This is a genomic window from Gammaproteobacteria bacterium (genome assembly GCA_029882975.1).
Taxonomy (GTDB): domain Bacteria; phylum Pseudomonadota; class Gammaproteobacteria; order SZUA-152; family SZUA-152; genus JAJDNG01.
Map to the genome: position 1 here is coordinate 102,928 of JAOUJW010000001.1, position 22,771 is coordinate 125,698.

Sequence of the window (22,771 nt, forward strand, 5' to 3'; positions counted from 1 at the left end):
CATTAAAACCGCTCCAGATCGGGAAAGGGTAATTCACCGCCATGTATATGCATACGCCCCAGCTCGGCGCACCGATGCAAGGTAGGCACAGCCTTGCCGGGATTCAGCAGGCCCTGTTCATCAAACACCGCTTTGACGGCATGAAAAGTTTCCAGCTCCAGGGGCTGAAATTGCAAGCACATTTGATCGATTTTTTCCTTGCCTACCCCATGCTCGCCGGTAATAGTGCCCCCCACGGCAACGCAGGCTTCCAATATGCGTGCACCAAACTCCTCAGTGCGCTCCAGTTCCCCGGGTTTATTGGCGTCATAGAGAATCAAGGGGTGTAGATTACCATCGCCGGCATGAAATACGTTGGCTACGGGCAACTTGTACTCTTCAGACAATTGCGCAATGGTTTGTAGCACCTGGGGTAAATGACGCCTTGGGATGGTGCCATCCATACAATAGTAATCCGGCGATAGGCGCCCCACGGCGGGAAAAGCGGCTTTGCGGCCTTTCCACAACAATTCGCGCTGCTTGTCGTTTTCGGCCACAACAATTTTCGTGGCTCCCCTGGCATTGGCCAGCTCTTGCACAACGTTCACTTGTTCACTCACTTCCACGCTGGAACCATCCAACTCACACAGTAAGATAGCCTCAGCATCCAATGGATAGCCCGCATGTACAAAGGCCTCTGCCGCTTTAATCGCCGCTTTATCCATCATTTCCAATCCTGCCGGCACCACACCGGCAGCAATCACATCGCTGACCATTTGCGCCGCGTTTTCCAACCGATCAAAAGCAATTAACATTACTTGTACGTGTTGGGGTTTGGGTACCAGCTTTACCACCACTTCCACAATAACACCCAATAAGCCTTCCGAACCGGTAAACAAGGCCAGCAAATCAAAACCGGGAGCATCGGGCGCCGTCGCACCAATGGTGAGTAATTCCCCCTCCATAGTCACAATTTTAATTTCGGCGATATTATGAACCGTTAAACCGTATTTGAGGCAATGTACCCCGCCGGAATTTTCTGCCACATTGCCACCGATAGTACAGGCAATTTGCGACGAGGGATCGGGGGCATAGAACAAACCCATAGCTTCCACGGCCTGACTGATGGCCAGGTTACGTACGCCGGGCTGAACCCGAGCCAGACGATTGGCATAATCCACATCGAGGATTTTATTAAACCGAGCCAGACTCAACACCAAACTATCCTGCAGCGGTAGCGCGCCACCGGATAAACCCGTACCCGCACCCCGAGCCACGACAGGCACCTGCATTTGGCAGCAAAGCTGCATAATCTGCTGCACTTGCTCCACAGTTTCCGGCAATACCACCACCAAGGGCAATTGTTTGTAGGCGGTTAAACCGTCACATTCATAGGGGCGTAATTGTTCTTCGGTGGTTAATACCGAATGAGCAGGAACTATGGCTTTTAATCGATCGAATAGAGACATGTACGTTTTTTCGAAAAAATTTCATTGTTTTTACTCATGTTTTTACGTAAAACCTGAGCTGGTGTATCATATTGATGAACAATTGGGTGGGTCAAGAGCAAAACCACCTTTGAACGAAAAACCATTTGCGCGCTCTTACTAGTTGAACATGCGATAAAAACTCAAATACGGTTGCCACACACGGAAATAGGGCATCGGCGCAAAATACTAACCAGGTAACTTTGGACACTGAATGAACAAATTATTTTCCTGCATTTCTGTGGGCCTGATGGGACTGTTCGTCTCAGCTGTCTCAGCCGAAACCAATATTCACAATAGCATTGTGAAAATTATGGCCACTCACAACCACGCCGATTATAAATCGCCGTGGCAGCGACAGGGCATTCATTCGGTTACCGGTTCCGGTGCCATCATCGACGGCAACCGCATTCTCACCAACGCTCATGTTGTGGCAGACCAAACCCTGTTGGAAGTCCAACGGGAGGGGGCTGGAAACACCTACACGGCTGACGTGAGCTTTGTTTGTCACAGTTGTGACCTGGCTATTTTAACTGTAGCTGATGAAAGCTTTTTTGACGGCGCCAAACCCTTAAAAATAGATGGCCTGCCCAAATTACAATCCCGGGTTAATGTTTACGGCTTTCCTACCGGAGGAGAAACCATTTCCATTACCGAAGGCATTGTGTCACGAATTGAAGTGGACTATTACGTACACTCCGCCGATCGCTTTTTACTGGCTCAGGTAGACGCCGCCATCAACCCGGGAAACAGCGGTGGTCCGGTGATTTCCAAGGGCCAAATTGTCGGCATAGCCATGCAAGCCCTGGAACACGCAGAAAACATTGGCTATATGGTACCTGCTCCGGTGATCAAGCATTTTATGGAGGACATCAAAGATGGCCGTTTTGACGGTTTTCCTGAACTGGATATTTATATTCAGCTCATTGAAAATAAAGCTTTGCGCACTGCTTTAAAATTACCACCTAAATCCGGAGGGCTATTGGTTACCGGAGTTTCCGAGGACAGTGGCTTACTGCAGTTTATCAACCCCGGCGATGTCATCATGGAAATTGACGGCCATGAGATCGGCCGAGACGGCAAAATTAAACTCAACAACGGATTGCGCGTGGAATCTTCCCATCTGGAATACTTGAAACAAGTGGGTGATAACCTGAGTGTAAAAGTTTTTCGCAAGGGAAAAACACTCAGTAAAAAAATCCCGTTGAAAAGCCGTAAAAAGCGTATCAACAACAAAGAATATGACCGGGCGCCCAGTTATTTTGTCTTCGGCGGCTTGGTGTTCCAACCCCTAACCCGAGGATACCTGGCGGCACATCACAATGCCCAGTACAATATGATTCCGCATATTCCTGAATACACATTGCAAGGCTATAAAAAATCCATTCCGAACCGGATCCAGTCCAGCCGAGATCAGGTCATTGTGCTCAGCCGAGTATTGCCCGATGTAGTCAACCACGGTTACAAAAACATGGAAAACACGGTGGTACACTCCATAAACGGCACTGTGGTGAAAGATATGAAACACTTAATTCAATTGATAGAAAAGGCATCTGACAACTACCTTTCGGTAGTGACTGAATTTGGTAATCAACTGGCGCTGGATTTAAAACAATCCCGTAGCCGGAATCAGAAAATTCTGGACAATTATCAAGTGCATGTGGATCGTTCGCCGGACTTGCGGTAATTCGTCTATCGGGATATTCGTCGCTGTTGCGTGAGGCTCGCCGGATCAATCATTCTGCTGTGCCTGCACTCTTAATTTGGCGGCAATAAAATCCTTGTGCGCCACATAAAGCAAATCGGCGATTTTTCGCACTAAGGCTTCTTCGTATTTTTCCAAAAACTGATCGGCAAACACAACTTGCCACATGAGTTCCACCACTTTAATTTTTTGATCGTAATCAAATCCTTGATTGATCAAGGAAGTGAACTCGAAAAAACAAGTGGCGCGATCCATCTCCGACTCGGCCAGTTCCACTAACTCGCGAGTTTGCTGCAGAGATAAGTCAAAGGCTTTGCGAACACAATTGGCCACTTCGGCCATTTCCTCAGGAGTCACGTGGGAATCCGCGCGAGCGGTCTCTATGAGTAAGGCAGCTGTTGCCACCCGTAAACGCTGCTCACTGTCATCCTGACTAGCGGTATGGATATTCTGTTCGAAAAATTTCTTTATGGCGTCGATCATGTAACAATTCCGTTCCTGGTCGGTCTGAGTAATCATACCAGGGAATCTCAATTTTTGCAGATACCGGCTGAGAGTTCATTTTATTGTTTGAGGACACAGTATGTTACGGCTAATGATACGCGGTGTTACTTTTTTCATCACTTCAACGGCTTTCGCCGGCTTCGCATTTACCACGACAGCCTGGGCCCAAAGCGATGCCCAAAAAATCAAAAGCATTTTGGCCGGCGATACGGCGCCGTTTGGCGTGGTGTTTGAAATTGTGGAGAGTAAAGCCGATGATCTTAACTGGGCTATTCCAAAAATTAAAAACTATGTGGAGCAGTTACGCCAGCGCTTTCCCGACATTGGTTTGGCCGTGGTGTCTCACGGCAAAGAAGAGTTCGGACTCATGACTGACAAACAAAAAAAATACGCCCAGGTACACAAAACCGTTAAGTCTCTGGTAGAGGACGATAAAGTGCCGGTCCATGTCTGCGGGACCCATGCTTCCTGGTACAACGTCAAGCCCGATGCCTTTCCAGACTACGTGGATGTCACACCCGCCGGCCCTACAGAAATCGCCAATTATGAAGACATGGGTTATATACTGGTGGTTATCGATAAGTAAAGCCTATACCCGACGCCATACCAACCCCACCCGTTTGGAAAGCCGTTCTATTCCAGCCCCAATGCGGGCCCCTACCGGGACTTCTTCGCCCACACGTAACAGGGCCGGTAACAGTACCAATGTAAACACGGTACTTACCGCCATACCACCCACAATCACAGCCGCAAGACCACGGTACAGTTCGGTACCGGCTCCCGGAAGCACCAACAAGGGCAGCATGCCGAATAAACTGGTTAAGGTACTCATGAGTATGGGGCGTAGACGTAACTGCACGGCCTGATGTACCGCATCGCGACGCCCCATTCCCTCACGCTCGGCGACACGGGTTTGATGCACCAGCAAAATGGCGTTGTTTACCACCAAACCCAACAGGATAATAAACCCCACCATGGTTAACAAATCCATAGACTGATAGCCACCGGATAATGACAGAATCGCGTTAAGCAAAAACAGAATGATCACGCCCCCCACACCCGCAAGAGGGATTGCCAACAACACCAAAAGACTGTCTCGGAACGACTGAAACAAGGCACTCATTAATAAATACAAGATGGCAATAGCCAGAAGAAAACTTCCTCCCATGCTCTTTAAAGCCTGCTCCAATTTGTCGGCACTGCCGGTGTAGTGGATTTCTCCGTCTTCAGGTAGCAGCGGTAAAACCGCAGGCTCCACTTTTTCCTTGATAATACGTAAGGCTTGTTCCAAAGACATGTCATCGGGAGGAGTAATTTCCAGGGTTACGGTGCGACGTCGGTTAATCCGGCGTAACTCGCTGGGGCCTGCCGTACGCTCCAATTTCACCAATTCACCCAACGGCAATACATCACTACCGGGTGTCGCCAAGGGAATGGAGCTTAACTCCTCCGGGGTATACCACTTTTGACCCCGTAACAAAATTTCCAGTCTTTGTTCGCCGTCGAAATAATCGCCCACATAAAGTCCGTCACCCATGGCCCGTACCACATTAGCCATGATACTGCGATTCCAACCGGCTTCAGCGACACGCCGTTCGTCCGGGTTCAGTTGCAATTCCGGTTCGGCTAAATCCAAGCCCGGATGAGGGCGGGGTGGCCGACCCGGCAGATGTTGCATCACGGACATAAACCCCGCCTGGGCCGCATCCAGCAGCTGATTAAGGTTACTACCCTGAATATCCATATTAATGGAGCGTCCGGTCCCAAAACCGCCAAATAAGGAAGAACGCTTGGCAAAAGCAATGGTATCGGGAAATCCGCCGATCAAACTATTAATCAAGGGCACCAACTGATTGGTTTGATCCGGATCTTTAGCACGTGCTCCCATAAACACGCCGGCATGGAAGGCCACAAAGAAATAATTATCCACATGGGGTGACTTCTTGCCTTCAATGTAGGGTTGCATGCGCTTGGCCACCACTTGACCCAACTCCGCTTCCAGAGTATCCACATTAACACCGGGCGGAGGCACCACAAATGCAAACACCAAGTTGCGATTGCCCTGGGGCAAATAATCGCTGTCGGGAAACAACAGGGCGACCAACAATAAGGGCCCGACAATTAAACCGGCTATCCACGCGGTCCGTTGCTTAGGCGTGTCAGTCAAGCGCATCACCAAGGCACTGATTTTGTCCCACCAATGCTCATGCTTGTCGTGCATGTCGATATTTTTGAGCCAACTGGTGGCTGCCGCAGGTAATACTGTCACAGCCACAAGCAGTGATAAGCATACCGCTACGGCAATAGTCAACGCCAGGTCAGCAAACAGTTGGCCTGCCTCATCCCGCAGGAAAACCACGGGCAAAAAGATGGCCGCCGTGGTTGCCGTAGACGCCAACAAGGCGCCCCAAACTTTGCTAGTGCCCTGCAAAGCGGCAGTTTGGCTGTCCACGCCTTTTTCCCGCAAACGCACTATGCTTTCCAACACCACAATAGCCGCATCCAACACCATACCTACGGCAAAGGCCAAACCGGCCAGGGAAATCACATTAATAGTACGTCCGGCTGCATCCAGGACAATAAAAGAAGAGATAACACAAGCGGGTATGGCAATAGCAACCATCATCGTCGCGCGAAAGCGGCGAAAGAACCACCATAAGACAACGACCGCCAGAATAATGCCGAGCAGCAGGTTGGTTTGCACCATATTCATAGAACGATGTATATAGATAGTCTCATCGTATACCTGCTGCATGCGCAAGCCGGCCCGTTGTAACGGCCCCTGCTCCAATTCCTGCGCCGCCTGTTTTAAACCGGCCATGACTTCCAACATGTTAACGCCGGTTTCACGGTGGGCGTTTACCGCCATGGCTCGCTCACCGTTTTGAATCACAAAACTGTCTCGATCACGCAACCGCAACTCCACGGTAGCTACATCGCGCAATAATACCGGTTGGCCATCGCGCCAATCCAGAACCATGTTTTCCAGATCAGCCACCTTGTAAGCCCCGGCGTAACGCACGGTATAACGGCGCTTGCCCACATCGGCGAAACCACCGGAAATATCCTTGGCACCACCTGCCAAGGAAGCCACTTTAGGTAACTCTATACCCAGGCTGGCAGTCTTATAGGGATCAAACGTGATGCGTACTTCCTTTTCGCGCCCGCCGCGCACTTCAGACAAGGCCACGCCAGGCACACGTTCAAACCGGGTTTGCACCACCTCTTCCAGAAAATCGTGATAACTGGCAATTTCGCGATCGTTTCCCTGCACCGGTTTAAAGATAAACCAGGCCACGGCACGACTGCGTCCACCGATAGAACTGATGACCGGCTCTTCGGCATCATCGGGATAACGCGGCACCCGGTTAAGGCGATTCATCACTTCGATTAAAGAGCGGCGCAGGTCCGTCCCTACGCCAAAGGTAATGGTGATTTCGCCACGACTGCGTTGTGCCTTGGCCAATAATTCGGTCATACCGGGTAAACCACGCAGGACATTTTCCTGGGGCTCAACAATTTCCGATTCCACTTCCTTGGGAGCTGCAGCCCGCCATACCGTCGAAATGGTAATTTGAGGACGTTCCACTTCCGGAGTCAATTGAATAGGCAAACGGGACAGGCTGATCAAGCCAAACAAAATGGCCAGGATAACGGCCACCACCACTGCCACAGGATTGCTGAGAGATAAACGTGTCAGGTTCACGCGATTTGCCCTTGCTTTAAGCTACTCTAACGCGCTCAAATTTCATTGCCGTTGATGATGGTCACCGCTTGTCCCGGACGCAAGCGTTCACCGCCCCGAATAACAACCTGATCACCGGCATTGACGTTGCCTATGACTTCTATGAACTCACCGGAGGCAATACCCGTACTAACAGACAATTTTTCCGCTTTACCCTCATGGATTCGAAATACAGACGTGCCATCTCGCCGTAAAACCAAAGCATCTCGGGGTATAGCCATCACCGTGCGAGCCTGGGCCGTAGGCAAGGCTACACGCAAAGGTTGGCCGACACGAAAATTTCCTTTGGGAAATTCCACTCGCAAGTCCAATAGACGGGAACGTCGATCCCCCACCGGTACCAAAGTGCGTACTGTACCCTGTACCAAGGTACCGCTGTCTGCCTTCATTTCCAGTGTTGAGCCTTCTTGCAGGAAACCTAAAGTGGAAATGGGTACCCGAGCCTGCACTTCGATGGCTTCGGGGTCAATTAAATGCACAATATCATCCCCCACCGCGGCGCGCTCGCCGGGATGCATAAAGCGTTCGGCGATGACCCCGGAAAACGGCGCCCGAATCACGTGCCGCGACAACTCTTCCTGCGCCAGTTGCAAACGGGCGCGCGCAATCTCCAAATCATTGCGGGCAACCTCACGATCGGAACGAGTTTGCTCCAAACGCGTCTTGGCGGTGTTGTTTTGCTTAGCCAAACGTTGCAGACGTTTCATTTCCTCACGCAGAAATTCCAAACGGGCTTTCTCCCGCTCCACCGCTGCCCGAGCTTCATCCAGCCTTAACTTCACCATGACGTTATCAATGCGAGCTACCGCTTTACCCTCCACCACCCGCCGCCCCACTTCGGCCACTTGCTGCAGACGGCCGGATACTTCGGCTGCCAAGCGGGCTTCATTACGACTGATCACCGTCCCGGACACCCAAGTTACCGGAGCCATATCCCGGTTTTGTGCTGCGGCAACCACAACCGCCGGGGGTGGTCGTTTACGTGTTTTCTTCTCTTCAGCGGCGAAATTTGCCGTAGACAAGACTGCCAGCAGGCATAGAACAACACCGGTTACGGTAATTTCGTAAACCCGTCGGCGTTGGAAATTTCTCAAAGGATCTTTTTGGTGCTTAGGTGTTAACAACAAAGGACTCCGAAAACTGTAGGGTTAAATCACGTGTTGCATTCTCGTTTTGGAAACTTCGCCGCAAGCAAAGTTCCCACCATTGGCCACGGGTTACAGGTAAAACTCGGCATGGCCCCACTTATTCATTAATTTTATGCCCAACCAGTTTTACCTCGTCACTATCCACCGGGCGCACATAGGTGAGAATATGCTTGACTCTTTTTTGGTCGTGCACGGTATCAAACTGGTAAATATAAAACTTACCGGAATAGCGGGTATCCGCTTGCTTGCTGCGGAAACTCACGGTTTTAACCGGACCGTATTGTTGCAACAAGCCACCTAAACGCTCACGCCACTGGGGTTCGGGACGAGATTTAAAAAAATCCTTAGAATAAAAAGCCATAACCTTGTCCATATCATTATCGTGCAGGGCGGTAAAATACTCCTTGGGAAGATGATCCACTTTTACAGGTTTTTGTGGTGGACTGCAGGCACTCATTAAAACCCAGGATAAGCAAAGCCATGGAAGCCAAAACCGACCCGTTCCGCTTGAGCCCAATCCATCCGGCCTCTTGCGGCCAACAACACGGTTCATACTACAACTCCAATTCCTCAAGAACGCACTACACTACCACAAGTCCCGGAATGGCGAAACAAACCCGACTTCTACGTCAACACCGTTACCTCAGGTGAGCGACAACTACAGCACCATTGCATCACAGTGAACCACATTGAACAAATATCAATCAGTACTCCGGGCATGGTAGCGGCGCAGCCAGTCGGTCACTCCACGCTGCAATTCCTCAGAACCTTTGTGGATTCCGCTATGAAACCGGTATTGATAATGCTGCTGCAGCAAATCCATCAGCGTATCAACCAACTCCGCGGACAACACCGGAGCTTTGGGGTGAATATTGGTATCACGACATATCCGCTGTAACCAATTGCGAGTGGTTTCACCGCCACGGCGCGGCGCCAATTCGATCTCCAGGCAGGTGATAATGGTTTGAAAGGGAGACGCCGAATGGGACGCAGCCTCGTGCGGCGATAAACGCACTAATTTCGGTTTCCAGGACAAGAGGCGGCGCAATCCTAATTGGCGTAATTTTTTCACACCCAGGTAAGCGAACAGTAACAACAGCAAATACAAACCATAGTCCCAAAGTGACCGTGGTTTAGCCCACCACCAATGTGCCACCGCAAAAACACCGTATGACATGACATCATAGACGCTTTCCCACCAGGGTGCAGCCTCATCCTCCATTGCCGCCCAGGTGGATGGGGTGAAATCCACATCGACCCAGCGATTACCCACGTAGACTTGAGTCCAAGCATGGGCATGGCGACTGCGAATAAGATAGGTCTCGCTGCTGGATTGATACTCCGTCATGAGATAACCGGAAGCATAGCGACTGGGTAAGCCTGCAGCGCGCAAAATCAACGCTCCGGCCGTGGCAAAGTATTCACAATGTCCGCTGCGGGATTGGCGCAAGAAATGGTGTATGGGTTGAAAAATCGTATCCATTTCCGACTGCACCAGGGAATAGGTGAAATGACTTGCAAAATATTCTTTCAGTTTTAACAGAGCCTGCTGTGGCGCCAGGCGATCCAAACCCAATTCCTGAACCACCGCCTTGGTCACCTGGTTATAGGCTCGTGGTAACTCCAGATCCAAACGCATAGTTTTTTCCGCCGTAGTAAACCTGTCGTCGTAGTAAACAGTAAAGTCCAATAGACCCGGCGCATTTTTTATTTGCACCGTCCCGAAACGGTTCTTCCAGATCTCCCCGGTACGACGATTTTGCAACAACCTGGATCCACTGGGCAGCGCCAGAAACCCTTCACCCTTGTTTAAATAGGCAGAGATTTGCAACCAAGGTACGCTCGGGAATTTGTCCGATTCATAGGGTGGAGTATTTGTCAGCAGCCATCGATCCTTAGCTACTGGATAGAGTTGCTCAAATTCCGTATCCGCCGCATACCAACTGCCGCCATAGTAACGATTATAGCTGGCCTGCTTTAGCAGACGGCTTCCCGGCTCGCTGCTTTTTACCCGCATCAAAATCCGGTTAGACAATTTTAAACGTCCCAACTGCCCAATCGCAGTGGATTTGCGCGTAGGGTTCTGATGGCTCCAGTCCTGAAACCATTCCATCCCGGCATCCTGTACAATACCCTGCAATTGCTGAATACCCAGCTGCATAAAAAACCCCATGGCAGCGGCCATCATACCTACGGCCAACCACAACAGCGCCGATTGTGTTTTGGGACGTACACACCACAGCCCCCAAAAAAGCAAGGCCATGCTCACCATATAAAAACTGATCTCTCTGGGGGCCGCCATACTCCCTGCAACCAACACCAACAGCAAATAAGGCAGTCGCAAATCCAGGTACTGAGGAAACCCCTGAGCCCGCCCCGGTTTGCGTAAAACAGCCACTACAGCTTTTAAGGGCAGCAAACCCGGACTGCTGTAGAGTTGTCCCAACAAAATCAAAAACAGCAACAGAGGCATCCATTGCATTAAAAGAAAAATACTTTGCTGCATGGAAAATACGAAAAACAAGGTAGTGCAAAGTATCAGAATAATGGTACTGATATTGGCCAGGCGAATAAAATGATTTTCCTTAAGCGGGAAACGAAACGGTAACCAGCGTGGCAACTCCAACAAAATGGCCATAGCAACACCGATGGGCCAAATACCGCAATACCAGCTCCATAACAGTACAGCCACTCCCAAAACACCCATGGGACAGGGGTAGGGAAACAACACGGACGTTTTGCTGGTTGCTTCACTCATGACAACTGCAGTAAATCCTGCTCGATGGATTCCATTGTCAAGGTGATGATCGGTTCGTCCAGAGACATAAAATCAACATCCGGAGCCGCCGCGGAACTCTCACAAACCAATAATACCCGCACATCAATTCCATTTTGCCGAACATTGCGAACCAACTGCCTGCGCATCTCATCCCATTGCAAAAACACAAAGATCACGCTGCTCATGTGCGACAAATGTTGCGCCAGCAATGCATTGAGCCCGGTCATGGAGAACTCCGATCCTGCCTGCACACCGGCGAGAATTTCTAACAAAGAACGGGTATCGCCCATGCCCCGACCAAAGGTAAACTGATAGGCCTTATCTTCCACAAACATCAGGTCCAATAAGGACTCCTGGTCTGTCATGTTTACGGCAATTGAGGCGGCCACACTCACCGCCTCTTCAAATACAGCTTCAGGACTGTTCGCCACACCGGCTGTCATACAGGTATCCAACACCAGGGCGTGCCGCACAAAGAACTCATCCTCATAGGTTTTCACCATGGGCTTACCCTGCCTTGCCCAACTGCGCCAATGGATACGTCGCAAAGGATCACCGTTTTCATACTCACGCAAACCGTGAAACTCACCCGACTCACCCACCGAGGAACTGAGGGCAACACCGCCCTGGTGATGGTTGCGTTTACCGGACAGCTTCAAGGGGGCGACGGAATAGCGTTTGGGCAAGACCAAAACAGAGCCTTCAGAAGGGTTTTCAAAAACCTTGCGAAACAAACCCACAGGATCGGGATAGGCAAAACAACTGCTGACAATACGCACATAGCCACGCCGCAAAGGCGTCATACTTAATTGCAGATCTACACTTTGACCGGCCGGTAAGAAATCAATGATGTGCCGCGGAGCATCCGCGCCGGTTTTGTGACGTAATAAACGGCGCCAGCGCGGGTAACCCACCACCCGATCGAACCAGTTCTCACTACGGGACTCTCTGTCATTATAGCGCTTTAACTCCTGCGCCGTGGGAAACACGTCCTCCAAACGATCCACCAGCAAGACATCGCTGTAATCCGCACTGCCGCGATTATGTACGCGCACTTGGTAGTTAAACGCCTGCCCCACAGTGACCACACTGGGCAAGCTACGTTCACACTGGATTCGGGGTCGGCTAAAACGGCTGAACACCATGGACAGCAGTAACACGGCCACCAACAAGGCGAATATTTGATGACTTAAATTGCGGCTGGTATCGAAGCCCAGCACGCCACTGACCACAATCGCATAAATAAGCAGTTGACCGGTGGCGGTAAAATGCATTCGATACCAGCGATCCACTCGAAACGCGGCTTGAAAATTACCTGCTCTGCCCGATGTCATAGGGAAAACGCTATAAGGGTGGAAGTGTGCTTTGTAAAATTTCCTGTACCACCGCGCGACCGTCGCGGCCGCTGAAACGACTTTGCGGGTCCAGACTCAAGCGATGCGCCAGAACCGCTACCGCCAGTTCCTGCACATGTTCCGGGGTCACAAACTCCTGACCTTCGAACAAGGCCAACGCTTGTGCGGTTTGCATCAATGTCATGGATGCCCGAAAACTGGCCCCCACTTTGACGCCCTGAACCTGTCGAGTTGACGCCACAAGATTGACAATGTAATTTTTGATCGCCTCACTCACTTGCACGGCTTTAATGGCAGTACGCAGCAACAAAACATCGCTGCGATCGGCGCACTGTTGCAACTGTGTCAAAGGATGTTTTTGGGCCTGCGCGGTTAACATGGCCACTTCCTGCTCCGGGGTCACATAACCCAAGGAAAATTGCAGCCCGAAACGATCCATTTGCGCTTCAGGTAAGGGGTAGGTGCCGTGAGATTCCACCGGATTTTGGGTGGCGATGACAAAAAACACCTCATCCAGATCGTAACGTTTTCCATCTGCGCTGACTTGCTGCTCCGCCATGGCTTCCAATAAGGCTGACTGGGTTCGTGGGGAGGCGCGATTGATTTCATCAGCCAACAGAATTTGACTGAATACCGGGCCACGATGAAACTGAAAACTTTGCTCTTGCTGGTTATAAACCGACACCCCCACTATGTCGGAAGGCAGTAAATCCGGCGTAAACTGGATACGCTGAAAATCACAACTCATGGAACCGGCCAGTGCCTTGGCCATGGTCGTTTTACCGGTCCCGGGTACATCCTCGAGCAACACATGGTGCCCGGTAAAAAATGCTGCCAGCAATTTACGCAGTGCCGCATCTTTACCGCTGATGACGCTGCGAATATTATCCAATACCCGCGTATAAATATTGTGGGACTCCTTTATTGGTGCCACGGTAGCCATTTTGTTATCACCCATCACTTACCCGGTTTCCTTCTGATTTATCGACAAAACTGCGCCATTCTGAAACCCTTGAACTTACCCCTCATAGTGTCGGCCAGATATCTTCCCTTTTAAATCAGCAGTTTACCACAGACGCTCTGACACTGGACTTACCCGGCGGTAAAATTAGTATAGCCTTTACTCACAGAGCCACTAATGTTGGCGCCACAACGACAAACAAAGGAAGAGTGTATGAAAGCGATGTGGAAAAATACTGTTATTGCTCAAAGTCAATCCACGGTGGAGTTGGAGGGCAACCATTACTTCCCCGCCGTGTCGGTGGATCAACAATACCTGCGCGAAAGTCAAACCCAAAGCACCTGTCCCTGGAAGGGCCGAGCATCCTACTACCACATTCTTGTTGACGGCGAGACCAATACCGACGCCGCCTGGTACTACCCGGAACCCAAAGCCGAAGCCGCACAGATCACAGACCATATCGCCTTCTGGCGCGGTGTGCAAATCATCTCGGATTAAACCCGGCACCCTGGCATCAACTGGTACAAGCGTGGTATTTTAAAGACTCGTTTCTTCATAGGATTCTACAGGTCGCCATGGCACTGCGCATAATTATCAATGACAAAGAATGTACCAGCCCAATGGTTAAATATGGACTGGCTGTCGCAGTTTTGGTCGGCACAATCGCCATTTCGGCTCTTATCGTTTTTGTTTTTCTACCCATCATCGGCGTGTCCATTGCCGCCACCATGGGATTGGTGATTATAATCGGCGCTGGAATATTTGCCGCAGCCGTCGCGCTCACCTTAGGCACGGTGTTGTTGTCCACATTTTTTGTACTGATGGAAATGATTGTGGGAAAAATTCGGCGCCATTAAACATTGGGAAATTTTCTCCAGCGCCCTATAATAGAAAGACAGCCACAGACATTTCATTAGGCCGCATGAATAACCTCATACGCGAACTCAATCATTCCATGAACCTGTCTCCGGAGCAAATCCAGCAAACACTGGAACAACGGGCACCGCAACAGGCTTTGAATGTAAGCACATGGATTCAGGACGATTCCAGTATGCCCACCGCACTGCGTCACTGCGTGGTCATGTGGATCATGGAAATATGGGCCAAAGAACGCGATGCCTGCAGTGCTAAACAGCTTTTGGATGTAGACAACAAATTCTCCCGCATTCTGCGTGACTATAGCCTGACCGACCTCATTGCGTTTAAAAAAGAACTGGCGCAAACAAATTTCCAGCCGCCGGTATAACAATGCCGTCAACCACGGACCTTATCGTTGTACTGATATTTGCAGTGCTGTTCCCGGCGCTCTCCGCTTATTCCTACCCAAAAATGAAACTGGTCCTGGCGCGCAATCTTCCCGGGGTGCGCAGTAAAGCCTATATGGAAGCCATGACGTGGTTATGGCTGCTGGCCACTCTGGCTGCCGGAAACTGGATCTACCAAGATCGAGAACTCATTGATCTGGGCTTGGGTTGGAATTCACAGCAACCGTTTTGGACAAGTTTAGTACTGGTAGCCATCGCCGCTGCATACCTATTGCGAACCGCTCTGCGCACGAACCAAGACTCGAAGCTACGCTCGCGTATGCTACGCAAAATACATAAGGTCAAAGAAATACTGCCTATCAACAAAAGGGAATTTCAACTGTTTATCCCCGTATCGATTACCGCAGGGATATGTGAGGAATTCCTGTTTCGGGCCTATTTACTCTGGTTCTTACAGCAACAGCTGAATCCGGTCTTAGCCGTGCTCATCGCCTCATTGCTGTTCGGTCTGGCACACAGCTATCAAGGCATTAAAGGTTGTTTTCAAACCATGGCCATTGGCATGGTCTTGTGTGGTTTGTATCTCTACAGCGGCTCATTGTGGCCATGCATCCTATTACATGCACTTATCGATGTGTACGCCGGGTATGTGGGTTGGAAAGTGTTAGCCGAGAATGCGTCTTCAAACGAGTTCACGGAAGTTTAGACCTTCCGGTTTTTGGTGATGAGAAGCACCACAGAACTGCTGCAACACCGCAGTGTGCGGGGCTACTCATAACACACGAAAAGTAAAAGCCTCCATATTAGGGACGCAAAAGCTGTGTGCGATAGATTGACGTCTGTTTGACGGAATACGCTGAAGCTAGCCCACCCTGCCCAGTGGGCTTACCAGTGAACCATCAATTAAAATTACAAATCCCACTTACCCTATTATCACCACGAACTGCTTTATCCGTATCGGGTAAGCTCAAATCACAATCCAGGGAAATGGGGCCGCCCAGTTCCCCGTCTTTATCATAATTGTTTTTCTTATGATTCCAGGCCACGTACTCACTGCCGTCATGACGGATTTTAATGACCTGATCAATTTCGGTCTGGTGTAACCGCTCCACAGTGACGTACTGCGTCACCGCTGTAAAGAAAAACCGGCCTTGCGCATCGGTAGCCACCACTTCCTTGCCACGACGACCGTGTAGTGGAGAAAAAAAAGACTGCTCCACCTCCACGTGGGCCATGGGTTTTCCAGAGAGAGTAATCACACCGTTTACTGCGCTGAACATATAATAGTCACAGAAACATGCCGTGCAACCCTGTAACAAGAAACTCGGCGAAAGCAACAGGGTTAGTCTTAAGCTTTTTTTCATAACACATCATCCGCTATGGTTGAGTAGCGATTATATATCAAGCACGAAAGATTACACGCACAACACCCATCGCGCACCAGAAAAAGGCTTTCACTCAAGCGTTGTGCCCCGCCATGGTGCGGCGCTTTTTTTTCCATTAAAGAAATAACCATAATATCAACCACTTACACAAGCACTCATCTGGCACAAGCCATGCTCTTAGTTTGACAGCACAATAAAAATCTTAGGAGGGGAAGTTGCTCATTCTACCTGTTTGTAGACAAATAGGACTTGGCAGGCTATTTCGGCATGACTGAACCGTCTTTGTTGTCATTGCTGGCAACCGCCTTCGGGCTGGGTTTGCTCCATGCCTTGGATGCAGACCACCTGGCGGCACTCGGCAGTCTGATGAGTGACAAATCCGGCTACAATCGCAGCTTGAAATACTGCACACATTGGTCATTGGGCCATGGATCGGTAATCTTGCTTACCGGCACCTCTGTGTTTATGCTGGGTCTTTCGATTCCACACTCTATGAGTCATCTGGCAGAAATACTCGTTGCTGCGTTACTGCTCGGACTTGGCTTCTGGACACTCTACGATGTGCTGTACCATCAACATAAGCACAGAAACAAATCCAATAGCGTCAAACACCGTCACGGAGCATTATTCATTGGTTGTATACACGGTTTGGCAGGATCGGCGACTTTGCTCGCCATCATTCCCTTGAGCCATTCCGCTTCCCCGTGGCAGGCACTGGCTTACTTAGCAACGTTTGTAGTGACCGTACTACTGGGCATGCTTTGCTTTGGCAGCGTATTCAGCCGTGCTTGGCAAAGATTGAGCGCCCAGAGTGCTATCCGCTTATCTACGCTACGGCTCCTTATTGCATTGTGCTGTGTGGTGGTTGGTCTCGACTTACTGTCCGCAGATCTGGGGAGTGACAATGTAGATCCGGCGAATGCAGAGCTTATGAATGCAGAGCTACTGCACGGAGCAACCTAAACATGGATACCGGTTTAGCACCCTCAAAAACACCCCAAAGCAACCTTTCAACCCCGTCAGCGTCCGGTTGGCTTGCCAAACTGGAGCTGGGTTTTGCTTACAAAAATACGAAAACCGTGGTTCGCCACCGCCACCATCAAGGCCCGTTGCTCATACAAAAACCGTTTTATCCCGAAGGCCCCGTATGCCATGCCATTTTGCTGCACCCGCCTGCAGGAGTGGTTGCCGGAGACCACTTACATCTACAGATACAAGTGGACAGCAAGGCCCATGCACTCATCACCACGCCGGGCGCCAACAAACTGTATCGCTCCGAGGGCGACACGGCCCACATCGAACAACACTTTCATATTGCCGACGACGGTATTCTGGAATGGCTGCCCCAGGAAACCATTGCCTTTAGCGACTGCCAGGTGCAAAGCAACACCCATATACATTTACAAAAAGGCTCAAAATTTTTGGGTTGGGAAATCACCTGTCTGGGTCGCCCCGCTGGTGAACAGTTTTTTTCCCAAGGACTGTACCGGCAAAACTTAAATGTGATGTGCGCAGACAAACCCCTGGTATTGGAACGTAATCGTTTTCAAGCCGGGCCGTTGCTACAACAAGCCTGGGGGTTGAATGGTCATTATTGCAGCGGTTCCTTGTTTGCCTATCCGGCCACAGCAGAACTGTTACAAACCGCCAGAGAGATACCGTGTCCGCAACACTGCCAAACCGGCATTACATTGCTGGAGGACACACTGGTGTGCCGCATTCTAAGCCCGCAAGCCGAAACGGCACGACGTTACTTCACCGCGCTATGGCAAAGCCTACGTCCGCAACTGCTGCAACGCACAGCGACAATACCAAGAATCTGGGCAACTTAGACAATCACTAATAACGGCAATCACCAAATCCGTACAGCCACCAAATCAGAAGTGAGGTAGAGGAGATTATTAATGGAATTATCACCACGAGAGAAAGACAAACTGCTGTTGTTTACGGCCGCCCTGTTGGCCGAGCGCCGTAAAGCCAGGGGCTTAAAACTCAACTACCCGGAAGCGGTGGCCTATATTTCCGCCGCCATTTTGGAAGGGGCCCGCGATGGTCGCAGCGTGGCCGATTTGATGAGTTACGGCAGCACCCTGCTCAGCAGTGAAGATGTAATGGACGGTATCGCGGAGATGATTCCTGAAGTTCAGGTGGAAGCTACCTTTCCCGATGGCACCAAACTGGTGACGGTGCACAATCCTATCTGTTGACAACAAAAAAGGAAACCCATATGAAACCCGGAGAAATGTTCATTGATGCCGGCGATATTCATCTTAACCAAAATCGCGACCGCATCAGCGTCAATGTCGCCAATACGGGCGACCGTCCCATTCAAGTGGGATCGCATTACCATTTTTATGAAACCAATTCTGCCTTGCAATTTGATCGCGCGACCTGCCTCGGCTTTCGCCTGGATATACCGGCAGGTACCGCCGTGCGCTTCGAACCGGGGCAACATCGCCAAGTGGAACTGGTGGCTTTTGCCGGACGACGTCACGTGTATGGATTTACGGGTAAAGTCATGGGCGAGTTGGATGGCGCCAAACAACCATAAATGGAAAGCACAGCCATTAAAAAGTACAGACATTAAAAAAGTACAACCATAAACCAGAACAGCTATAAGAAAGCACAGCATAACGGGACAAGCACATGGCAAAAATCAGTAAACAAGCCTACGCAGAAATGTACGGCCCCACCAGCGGTGATCGTGTCCGCCTGGGAGATACGGATTTAATAATTGAAGTGGAACAGGATCACACCGTTTACGGTGATGAAATCAAATTTGGTGGCGGTAAAGTAATTCGAGACGGCATGGGACAAAGCCAGAGCGTCAGCGCCAACTGCGCCGATGTGGTGATTACCAATGCCTTAATCCTGGATCACTGGGGCATCGTCAAAGCGGACATCGGCATCAAAAATGGCCGCATCAGCGGCATTGGCAAGGGCGGCAATCCCGATACCCAGGACGGTGTCGATATCGTGGTCGGTCCCGGAACGGAAGTGATTGCCGGTGAAGGCTCCATTGTTACCGCCGGGGCTATAGACTCGCACATTCATTTCATTTGCCCGCAACAAGTGGAAGAAGCGCTCATGTCCGGTGTCACCACCATGATTGGCGGCGGCACCGGGCCGGCCACCGGCACCAATGCCACCACTTGCACTCCCGGACCCTGGAACTTACACCGCATGTTACAAGCCGCGGATGAGCTGCCCATGAACCTGGGTTTTTTAGGCAAAGGCAATGCCAGCTTACCGGATGCTTTATCCGAACAAATCATGGCAGGGGCCATGGGCTTAAAACTGCACGAGGACTGGGGCACCACGCCGGCCGCCATCGACAACTGCCTTAACGTGGCTGAATCTTACGATGTGCAAGTGGCCATTCATACGGACACTTTGAACGAATCCGGTTTCGTGGAAGACACCCTGGCCGCGTTTAAGGGCCGCGCCATTCACACCTATCACACCGAAGGCGCCGGCGGCGGACACGCACCAGATATTATTAAAGCTTGCGGAGAATCTTTTGTTCTGCCCTCCAGCACCAACCCCACCCGACCCTACACTATTAACACCGTTGATGAACACTTGGATATGCTCATGGTGTGTCATCATCTGGACCCGGCCATCGCCGAAGACGTGGCTTTTGCCGAATCGCGCATACGCCGAGAAACCATTGCTGCTGAAGATATCTTACATGACCTGGGAGCCTTCAGCATGATCGCCTCCGACTCTCAAGCCATGGGTCGCGTCGGAGAAGTGATTTGCCGCACCTGGCAAACGGCGCACAAAATGAAACAACAACGGGGGGCCCTGCCGGAAGATAACAACCGCAACGACAATCACCGCGCCAAACGCTATATCGCCAAATACACCATCAACCCGGCCATTACCCACGGTGTCGCTCAGGATGTGGGTTCGCTGGAAGTGGGTAAACTGGCGGATATGGTCTTATGGAAACCGGCGTTTTTCGGAGCCAAGCCCTCGCTGATTATCAAAGGCGGTATGATCGTAGCGGCACCCATGGGTGACCCCAATGCCTCCATTCCCACACCGCAACCGGTGCACTATCGCCCTATGTTCGGCGCCTATGGCAAAGCACGCAGTGCCACCAGCATCACCTTTGTATCTCAGGCGGCTATGGAATCGGGCATCAAAGAGCAATTGCAGCTGAGCAAGATAGTACGCCCGGTAAGCAACACCCGCAGCGTGCGCAAACAACATATGATCCACAACACTTATCAACCCGTAATGGAAGTGGACCCGCAGACTTACACCGTGCGAGCCGACGGGGTACTGCTCACCTGTGAACCGGCAGACGTACTGCCCCTGGCACAACGCTATTTTTTATTTTAGGCAACGCATATGACAACAGCACTCAAAGTCACTCGCTTGTTACCAACAAGCGAACACGCCCAAGCCACATTAACACTGCCTTTTGATACACGGCAAAAAAGCCGTTTCAAAGCCCAGCTGGATTCGGGCCAAACTGTAGGCGTAGTACTGGAACGCGGTCACATCTTACGCCATGGGGATTGCCTGCAAACCGATAAGGGCTTGGTGATTCGCATTCATGCCGCCGACGAAGCCGTATCCACACTGCATTGTGACTGCGCGTTACTGTTGTCTCGTGCCGCCTACCATTTGGGTAACCGTCATGTACCGTTGCACATAGACAAGGATTTGCTGCGCTATCAACGCGACCATGTACTGGATGCTATGCTGCAAAACCTGGGCTTAAGCGTGGTGCATGAAATGGCACCGTTTGAGCCGGAGGCCGGTGCATATGCCCATAGCCATAGCCATAGCCATAGCCATAGCCATAACCAGGAGCATACCCACGAGCATGAATAAACCGCTGGCCATAGACTATCACCCGGAAGCCAATTTGCGCTTATGGCAACTGATCAGCCCCAGCCTGCCCATCGGCAGCTATGCCTATTCCCAGGGTTTGGAAAGCGCCTGTGAAGCCGAATGGGTGCACGACCGTGACAGTGCCCACGCCTGGATCAGCGCCGTGTTGGAACAGAGCCTGTGCCGCTTGGATATACCGGTGTTACAGCGTTGCTATGTCGCCTGGGGTCAAGTCGACGGCGAGCAGGCACAGCAATCGCTGCGCGCCTTACACTACTGGAATCAACAAATCCTGGCCCAGCGGGAAACATTGGAAATAAAGAAAGAAGATTTGCAATTGGGTTACGCCCTGCGGCGTCTGTTGCTGGACTTGGGAGAACTGCCTTCCGAGCTGTGGCCGGAGCAGGAACCGCTGAGCTATGTAACATTATTCGCTTACGCGGCTCAGCGCTGGAAAATACCGTTACAACAGGCCGCTCAGGGTTACTGTTGGTCCTGGTGTGAAAACCAAGTAGCCGCCGCGATTAAATTGGTTCCCCTGGGACAAACCGACGGCCAACGCATACTGTCACAACTGCTTCGTCTCATACCGCAAGCTACGAGCATAGGGCTCAGCCTGGAAGATGCAGACATTGGCGCCACCCTGCCCGGTCTGGCCATAGGCAGTGCGCAACATGAAACCCAGTACTCACGCTTGTTTCGCTCTTGAGCGCACTTGAAAGAGCAAAGCACGACAATCCATTAGACCATTAGTAATTAGAAGGAACCCACTATGACTCAAGCAACTTGTTTACGCGTCGGTATCGGCGGTCCGGTCGGATCAGGCAAAACCGCTCTGGTAGAAGCCCTGTGCAAAGCATTACGCGATAAATACAACATCGCCGTGGTCACCAACGATATTTATACCCAGGAAGACGCCCAATTTCTCACTAGGGCCGAAGCCTTGGACGCCCAACGCATCATGGGCGTGGAAACCGGCGGCTGTCCCCACACCGCCATTCGCGAAGACGCCTCCATGAACCTAGCCGCCATCAGCGAGTTACAACAGCGCTTCGACCAGCTGGACGTGGTGTTCGTCGAAAGCGGCGGCGACAATCTCAGCGCCACCTTCAGCCCGGAACTGTCCGACCTCACCATCTACGTCATTGACGTCGCCGCCGGAGAAAAAATCCCCCGCAAAGGCGGCCCCGGCATTACCAAATCGGACTTACTGGTCATTAACAAAACCGACCTGGCCCCCCACGTAGGCGCATCCCTGGAAGTCATGGACCGCGACGCCCGCAAAATGCGCGGCACCCGCCCGTTTATTTTCAGCAATCTGAAAAAAAGCGAAGGCCTAGCGGATATTATTGGCTTTATTGAGCAGGAGGGGATGTTGCAAGCCTCTTAGTTCTTTCTGCTCACGCGATCTTAGCGGCCTCATGGCCGCTAGTTCTCCAATAATCTAAGCTCGCAGCTGTAACACAGCGACAATCCCCCCCTTAAAACCGTGCGAACAATTGGAGACCTCATAACGGTTTGGACTGTTTTGTCCACCCCTGGAACTTACAGAAAACGTCACACACCTTGTGAAAACCGGCAATCAAACTCTGCGGAAGCTTTCAATTTGC

General features: G+C 51.1%; 23 protein-coding genes. 14 read left to right on the forward strand and 9 right to left on the reverse strand.

Going from position 1 to position 22,771, the window contains the following annotated elements:
• Positions 1-2 precede the first annotated feature (2 nt).
• Positions 3-1,448, reverse strand: coding sequence for an FAD-binding protein (locus tag OEY58_00470; GenBank protein ID MDH5323914.1), 1,446 nt, complete (start codon positions 1,446-1,448; stop codon positions 3-5).
• Between the two features lie 232 nt (positions 1,449-1,680).
• Between OEY58_00470 and OEY58_00475 the strand changes: the two genes are divergently transcribed.
• Positions 1,681-3,153 (forward strand): serine protease, encoded by a 1,473-nt coding sequence (locus OEY58_00475; GenBank protein ID MDH5323915.1) that lies wholly within the window; start codon positions 1,681-1,683, stop codon positions 3,151-3,153.
• A gap of 45 nt (positions 3,154-3,198) precedes the next feature.
• Here OEY58_00475 and OEY58_00480 read toward each other — a convergent pair whose 3' ends face one another.
• Positions 3,199-3,654, reverse strand: coding sequence for a TerB family tellurite resistance protein (locus tag OEY58_00480; GenBank protein MDH5323916.1), 456 nt, complete (start codon positions 3,652-3,654; stop codon positions 3,199-3,201).
• A 100-nt stretch (positions 3,655-3,754) separates the two neighbouring features.
• Between OEY58_00480 and OEY58_00485 the strand changes: the two genes are divergently transcribed.
• A complete protein-coding gene (locus tag OEY58_00485; GenBank protein ID MDH5323917.1) occupies positions 3,755-4,261 on the forward strand; it encodes a DsrE family protein in 507 nt (168 codons plus the stop codon).
• A gap of 3 nt (positions 4,262-4,264) precedes the next feature.
• On the opposite strand, the gene OEY58_00490 is transcribed toward OEY58_00485, so the two are convergent.
• From OEY58_00490 to OEY58_00515, 6 genes are all read right to left on the reverse strand, one after another.
• Complete coding sequence (locus tag OEY58_00490) at positions 4,265-7,381, reverse strand: efflux RND transporter permease subunit (protein ID MDH5323918.1); 3,117 nt, start codon at positions 7,379-7,381, stop codon at positions 4,265-4,267.
• A gap of 35 nt (positions 7,382-7,416) precedes the next feature.
• Positions 7,417-8,544, reverse strand: a complete 1,128-nt coding sequence (locus tag OEY58_00495) for an efflux RND transporter periplasmic adaptor subunit (GenBank protein MDH5323919.1) — start codon at positions 8,542-8,544, stop codon at positions 7,417-7,419.
• A 121-nt stretch (positions 8,545-8,665) separates the two neighbouring features.
• Positions 8,666-9,025, reverse strand: coding sequence for a hypothetical protein (locus OEY58_00500; GenBank protein MDH5323920.1), 360 nt, complete (start codon positions 9,023-9,025; stop codon positions 8,666-8,668).
• 243 nt (positions 9,026-9,268) lie between these two features.
• Positions 9,269-11,326 (reverse strand): transglutaminase-like domain-containing protein, encoded by a 2,058-nt coding sequence (locus OEY58_00505; protein ID MDH5323921.1) that lies wholly within the window; start codon positions 11,324-11,326, stop codon positions 9,269-9,271.
• A complete protein-coding gene (locus tag OEY58_00510) occupies positions 11,323-12,681 on the reverse strand; it encodes a DUF58 domain-containing protein (GenBank protein MDH5323922.1) in 1,359 nt (452 codons plus the stop codon). Before OEY58_00510 ends, OEY58_00505 begins: the two co-directional genes overlap by 4 nt.
• A gap of 10 nt (positions 12,682-12,691) precedes the next feature.
• The gene (locus OEY58_00515; protein ID MDH5323923.1) at positions 12,692-13,660 is read right to left on the reverse strand and encodes a MoxR family ATPase; all 969 of its coding nucleotides are present in this window, start codon (positions 13,658-13,660) and stop codon (positions 12,692-12,694) included.
• 216 nt (positions 13,661-13,876) lie between these two features.
• Here OEY58_00515 and OEY58_00520 point away from each other — a divergent pair, with 216 nt between their 5' ends.
• The 4 genes from OEY58_00520 to OEY58_00535 all read left to right on the forward strand — a co-directional run bounded on the left by OEY58_00520 (position 13,877) and on the right by OEY58_00535 (position 15,634).
• Complete coding sequence (locus OEY58_00520) at positions 13,877-14,161, forward strand: DUF427 domain-containing protein (GenBank protein MDH5323924.1); 285 nt, start codon at positions 13,877-13,879, stop codon at positions 14,159-14,161.
• A gap of 77 nt (positions 14,162-14,238) precedes the next feature.
• On the forward strand, positions 14,239-14,520 hold the full coding sequence (locus tag OEY58_00525) for a hypothetical protein (protein MDH5323925.1): 282 nt from the start codon (positions 14,239-14,241) through the stop codon (positions 14,518-14,520).
• Between the two features lie 65 nt (positions 14,521-14,585).
• Entirely contained in the window at positions 14,586-14,909 is a 324-nt protein-coding gene (locus OEY58_00530; GenBank protein ID MDH5323926.1) for a hypothetical protein, read from the forward strand.
• A 2-nt stretch (positions 14,910-14,911) separates the two neighbouring features.
• The gene (locus OEY58_00535; protein ID MDH5323927.1) at positions 14,912-15,634 is read left to right on the forward strand and encodes a CPBP family intramembrane metalloprotease; all 723 of its coding nucleotides are present in this window, start codon (positions 14,912-14,914) and stop codon (positions 15,632-15,634) included.
• A 193-nt stretch (positions 15,635-15,827) separates the two neighbouring features.
• Here OEY58_00535 and OEY58_00540 read toward each other — a convergent pair whose 3' ends face one another.
• Positions 15,828-16,292 (reverse strand): hypothetical protein, encoded by a 465-nt coding sequence (locus OEY58_00540; protein MDH5323928.1) that lies wholly within the window; start codon positions 16,290-16,292, stop codon positions 15,828-15,830.
• 288 nt (positions 16,293-16,580) lie between these two features.
• Here OEY58_00540 and OEY58_00545 point away from each other — a divergent pair, with 288 nt between their 5' ends.
• The 8 genes from OEY58_00545 (at position 16,581) to ureG (ending at position 22,551) form a co-directional block, all read left to right on the forward strand.
• Complete coding sequence (locus tag OEY58_00545) at positions 16,581-17,276, forward strand: hypothetical protein (protein MDH5323929.1); 696 nt, start codon at positions 16,581-16,583, stop codon at positions 17,274-17,276.
• 2 nt (positions 17,277-17,278) lie between these two features.
• Positions 17,279-18,145, forward strand: a complete 867-nt coding sequence (locus OEY58_00550) for an urease accessory protein UreD (GenBank protein MDH5323930.1) — start codon at positions 17,279-17,281, stop codon at positions 18,143-18,145.
• A 72-nt stretch (positions 18,146-18,217) separates the two neighbouring features.
• Complete coding sequence (ureA, locus tag OEY58_00555) at positions 18,218-18,520, forward strand: urease subunit gamma (GenBank protein ID MDH5323931.1); 303 nt, start codon at positions 18,218-18,220, stop codon at positions 18,518-18,520.
• Between the two features lie 20 nt (positions 18,521-18,540).
• Positions 18,541-18,864: an urease subunit beta gene (locus OEY58_00560; GenBank protein MDH5323932.1), complete on the forward strand. Its 324-nt coding sequence runs from the start codon at positions 18,541-18,543 to the stop codon at positions 18,862-18,864.
• A gap of 95 nt (positions 18,865-18,959) precedes the next feature.
• Positions 18,960-20,663, forward strand: coding sequence for an urease subunit alpha (gene ureC, locus OEY58_00565; protein MDH5323933.1), 1,704 nt, complete (start codon positions 18,960-18,962; stop codon positions 20,661-20,663).
• Between the two features lie 9 nt (positions 20,664-20,672).
• Positions 20,673-21,161 carry an urease accessory protein UreE gene (gene ureE / locus OEY58_00570; GenBank protein ID MDH5323934.1) on the forward strand — a complete coding sequence of 163 codons (489 nt, stop codon included), beginning with the start codon at positions 20,673-20,675 and terminating at the stop codon, positions 21,159-21,161.
• Positions 21,154-21,870, forward strand: a complete 717-nt coding sequence (locus OEY58_00575) for an urease accessory protein UreF (GenBank protein ID MDH5323935.1) — start codon at positions 21,154-21,156, stop codon at positions 21,868-21,870. The genes ureE and OEY58_00575 overlap by 8 nt, the downstream gene beginning before the upstream one ends.
• 63 nt (positions 21,871-21,933) lie before the next feature.
• Complete coding sequence (gene ureG / locus OEY58_00580) at positions 21,934-22,551, forward strand: urease accessory protein UreG (protein MDH5323936.1); 618 nt, start codon at positions 21,934-21,936, stop codon at positions 22,549-22,551.
• The last annotated feature ends 220 nt before the right edge of the window (positions 22,552-22,771 follow it).

What these genes read in the sequence shown, in the direction of transcription:
- OEY58_00575 (MDH5323935.1), top strand. Translation starts at nt 21,154, where the DNA reads ATGAATAAACCGCTGGCCATAGACTATCACCCGGAAGCCAATTTGCGC.
- OEY58_00560 (MDH5323932.1), top strand. Translation starts at nt 18,541, where the DNA reads ATGAAACCCGGAGAAATGTTCATTGATGCCGGCGATATTCATCTTAAC.
- OEY58_00505 (MDH5323921.1), bottom strand. Translation starts at nt 11,326, where the DNA reads ATGAGTGAAGCAACCAGCAAAACGTCCGTGTTGTTTCCCTACCCCTGT.
- OEY58_00475 (MDH5323915.1), top strand. Translation starts at nt 1,681, where the DNA reads ATGAACAAATTATTTTCCTGCATTTCTGTGGGCCTGATGGGACTGTTC.
- OEY58_00540 (MDH5323928.1), bottom strand. Translation starts at nt 16,292, where the DNA reads ATGAAAAAAAGCTTAAGACTAACCCTGTTGCTTTCGCCGAGTTTCTTG.
- OEY58_00550 (MDH5323930.1), top strand. Translation starts at nt 17,279, where the DNA reads ATGGATACCGGTTTAGCACCCTCAAAAACACCCCAAAGCAACCTTTCA.
- OEY58_00510 (MDH5323922.1), bottom strand. Translation starts at nt 12,681, where the DNA reads ATGACATCGGGCAGAGCAGGTAATTTTCAAGCCGCGTTTCGAGTGGAT.
- ureC (MDH5323933.1), top strand. Translation starts at nt 18,960, where the DNA reads ATGGCAAAAATCAGTAAACAAGCCTACGCAGAAATGTACGGCCCCACC.
- OEY58_00530 (MDH5323926.1), top strand. Translation starts at nt 14,586, where the DNA reads ATGAATAACCTCATACGCGAACTCAATCATTCCATGAACCTGTCTCCG.
- OEY58_00520 (MDH5323924.1), top strand. Translation starts at nt 13,877, where the DNA reads ATGAAAGCGATGTGGAAAAATACTGTTATTGCTCAAAGTCAATCCACG.
- ureE (MDH5323934.1), top strand. Translation starts at nt 20,673, where the DNA reads ATGACAACAGCACTCAAAGTCACTCGCTTGTTACCAACAAGCGAACAC.
- ureA (MDH5323931.1), top strand. Translation starts at nt 18,218, where the DNA reads ATGGAATTATCACCACGAGAGAAAGACAAACTGCTGTTGTTTACGGCC.
- OEY58_00515 (MDH5323923.1), bottom strand. Translation starts at nt 13,660, where the DNA reads ATGGGTGATAACAAAATGGCTACCGTGGCACCAATAAAGGAGTCCCAC.
- OEY58_00525 (MDH5323925.1), top strand. Translation starts at nt 14,239, where the DNA reads ATGGCACTGCGCATAATTATCAATGACAAAGAATGTACCAGCCCAATG.
- OEY58_00470 (MDH5323914.1), bottom strand. Translation starts at nt 1,448, where the DNA reads ATGTCTCTATTCGATCGATTAAAAGCCATAGTTCCTGCTCATTCGGTA.
- OEY58_00545 (MDH5323929.1), top strand. Translation starts at nt 16,581, where the DNA reads ATGACTGAACCGTCTTTGTTGTCATTGCTGGCAACCGCCTTCGGGCTG.
- OEY58_00535 (MDH5323927.1), top strand. Translation starts at nt 14,912, where the DNA reads ATGCCGTCAACCACGGACCTTATCGTTGTACTGATATTTGCAGTGCTG.
- OEY58_00500 (MDH5323920.1), bottom strand. Translation starts at nt 9,025, where the DNA reads ATGAGTGCCTGCAGTCCACCACAAAAACCTGTAAAAGTGGATCATCTT.
- OEY58_00485 (MDH5323917.1), top strand. Translation starts at nt 3,755, where the DNA reads ATGTTACGGCTAATGATACGCGGTGTTACTTTTTTCATCACTTCAACG.
- ureG (MDH5323936.1), top strand. Translation starts at nt 21,934, where the DNA reads ATGACTCAAGCAACTTGTTTACGCGTCGGTATCGGCGGTCCGGTCGGA.
- OEY58_00480 (MDH5323916.1), bottom strand. Translation starts at nt 3,654, where the DNA reads ATGATCGACGCCATAAAGAAATTTTTCGAACAGAATATCCATACCGCT.